Source organism: Helicobacter sp. TUL, from assembly GCF_002287135.1.
GTDB lineage: Bacteria > Campylobacterota > Campylobacteria > Campylobacterales > Helicobacteraceae > Helicobacter_F.
In genome coordinates this window covers 1-2,168 of sequence record NZ_NESU01000030.1, presented here as the reverse complement: position 1 = coordinate 2,168, position 2,168 = coordinate 1, and the positions used below count along the sequence as shown (strand labels likewise).

At 37.2% G+C, this 2,168-nt stretch carries 5 protein-coding genes; 4 read left to right on the top strand and 1 reads right to left on the bottom strand.

Features of this window, described 5'->3' with window-relative positions:
• Nucleotides 1-354, top strand: a 354-nt coding sequence (locus B9T66_RS08620; protein WP_219350231.1) for a hypothetical protein, incomplete at its 5' end; no start/stop codon positions are given.
• Between the two features lie 2 nt (nt 355-356).
• Here B9T66_RS08620 and B9T66_RS09305 read toward each other — a convergent pair.
• Nucleotides 357-782 (bottom strand): hypothetical protein, encoded by a 426-nt coding sequence (locus tag B9T66_RS09305; RefSeq protein WP_257874683.1) that lies wholly within the window; start codon nt 780-782, stop codon nt 357-359.
• A gap of 381 nt (nt 783-1,163) precedes the next feature.
• Between B9T66_RS09305 and B9T66_RS08610 the strand changes: the two genes are divergently transcribed.
• From B9T66_RS08610 to B9T66_RS08600, 3 genes are all read left to right on the top strand, one after another.
• On the top strand, nt 1,164-1,391 hold the full coding sequence (locus tag B9T66_RS08610; RefSeq protein WP_095628550.1) for a hypothetical protein: 228 nt from the start codon (nt 1,164-1,166) through the stop codon (nt 1,389-1,391).
• Nucleotides 1,385-1,684, top strand: coding sequence for a type II toxin-antitoxin system RelE/ParE family toxin (locus B9T66_RS08605; protein ID WP_095628549.1), 300 nt, complete (start codon nt 1,385-1,387; stop codon nt 1,682-1,684). The genes B9T66_RS08610 and B9T66_RS08605 overlap by 7 nt, the downstream gene beginning before the upstream one ends.
• Nucleotides 1,685-1,785: 101 nt before the next feature.
• On the top strand, nt 1,786-2,168 hold a 383-nt coding region (locus tag B9T66_RS08600; protein WP_143429127.1), incomplete at its 3' end, for a hypothetical protein.

Below are 2,168 nucleotides of genomic sequence, written 5' to 3'. Positions count from 1 at the left end.
AATGTATATGGTGGCTATAGAGTTGATATGGGAGATGCAAGTGCGGCAGCAGGTTATGCAGCAGGTGGTGTCAATGGTATGAGAACTGTAGGTGTGATAAATACTGCTAATAATTTTGTGCAAAATAGTTTCCAAAATGTAGCTTTCTATGCTCCAGGTGGAAGTGTTGCTAAGCTTGGCACAAATACAGGATTTATATCTTCTAATAGTAGATATGGTATGGGTGTAGGAAAGTATAACCAACAAATGGCTACACAAGGTATGAGGCAAGAACGAGGAACAGCCTTAGGAGATACTAAGGGACTTGGGGGAGGAGGAATGACAAAAAGTGTGAATGAGGGAATTGCTCCTTAAATTTATACTACAACCCTATATGTTCCCCTTTCAACTTCTTTCTTGAATTTTTCTATCATTACCTTATACCCTTCTCTTTGAGCCTCTTCCCTTGTTTCATCAACCCACATAAAAGCAATCCCTGTGGGCTCTTTAAGTGGTGCTAAAAGCTTGAGCTCACCTCTTTCGAGATAATCAGCCCACATCTCATTAGTTACTTCAGGATATGTTTTTCCTGTAAATGTAAATTCATCATTAGGGTCTCTCAATCTCTCGATAACCCCTTCTTTCACTGCTCTATCCCAAGCCTTCCAATATGCTTCCCAGTATGCTTTTTCCTCTATTTCTCTTAATCTAGCCTCTTCTGCTACGATTTCTTTTGCGATTTCATCTGCAGTGGGTGTGAATACTGCTGCCCACATTGCTGCACTTGCTATATTGCTAGCCATAGTGTCCTCCTTAGTTTTAATTTCTGTGTGGATTATAACAGAAAATATAGGTGGTTTCAAATAGAGATATGGAATGTGTGGAGAGTGCCAGTAAAGAAAAGGTGATTTGGTGGGTGGTAGTCAGCAAAAAAAGTGGGAAGTGGTGGCTTGGAAGTGCTAAGAGTGGTTGGCAAACTAGATAGTGGAGTGGTGGCTTGGCAGCTGTGGCTTAGCTTGCTGTATAGTTTTTCCTCTTTAATGGCGTATGAAACTTGATAGGGAAATAACACTTACTAACCCTTTATACAACATGAAAAAGCGTATTTAATATTTATACAAAAAAGAAGTTTTAATCTTTTTTCTTATAATATTAATATAAATACTCAAAATAAGGATAAAGCGATGACAACACTAAGTATACAAACTAACGCTTCGATACAAGAAATCGAAACTCTAAAAACTTTTTTATACTCTATAGATCCTCAAGCTATTATCCAAGAAACTTTTCTTTCCGCAGAAGATACACTAAGGCTCTATGAAATTTACACGCAATACAAAAATCATACCCTTACCCTGCACTCAGATTCTCAAACACAAGAAATAATGACACAAAAAGGCATTAAGTGGTAGTTTGTTACTCTAGTGAATTTATAGAACAGCTAGCAAACATTGTATCTTTTATTGCACAAGACAATCAAACAAGAGCTGATGAATTTTCTAGCACTTTAAAACAAAAAATCGAAACTATCGCACAAATGCCTTATCGTTTTAGACAAAATCCAATTTTACAAGACAAAAATATAAGAGATTTGATATATAAAGGCTATGTAGTAGTCTTTGCCATAAGCCAAGATACTATTACAATACTTGGTATATTTAAACACAATATTTGGAAACCTGAGTCGCTAGATAATAAAACCTAAGAAAATTCTACCCAAGCAATATCCTTACTGATGCAGGAGCTTCACAAGCACAAATAGCTAGTGTCTTAAGTGCAAGGAATCCTGTAGAAAGAGCAAATAGAATGCAAGCAGTTATCTCAAGCCATAGCTTACGAGGTAGTGTCAATGGTAGAAGCTTTAACCTTACCACTAGTGCAGATGGACAATATAGCGGAAGCTTTGATAGTAGCCTTAATGTATATGGTGGCTATAGAGTTGATATGGGAGATGCAAGTGCGGCAGCAGGTTATGCAGCAGGTGGTGTCAATGGTATGAGAACTGTAGGTGTGATAAATACTGCTAATAATTTTGTGCAAAATAGTTTCCAAAATGTAGCTTTCTATGCTCCAGGTGGAAGTGTTGCTAAGCTTGGCACAAATACAGGATTTATATCTTCTAATAGTAGATATGGTATGGGTGTAGGAAAGTATAACCAACAAATGGCTACACAAGGTATGAGGCAAGA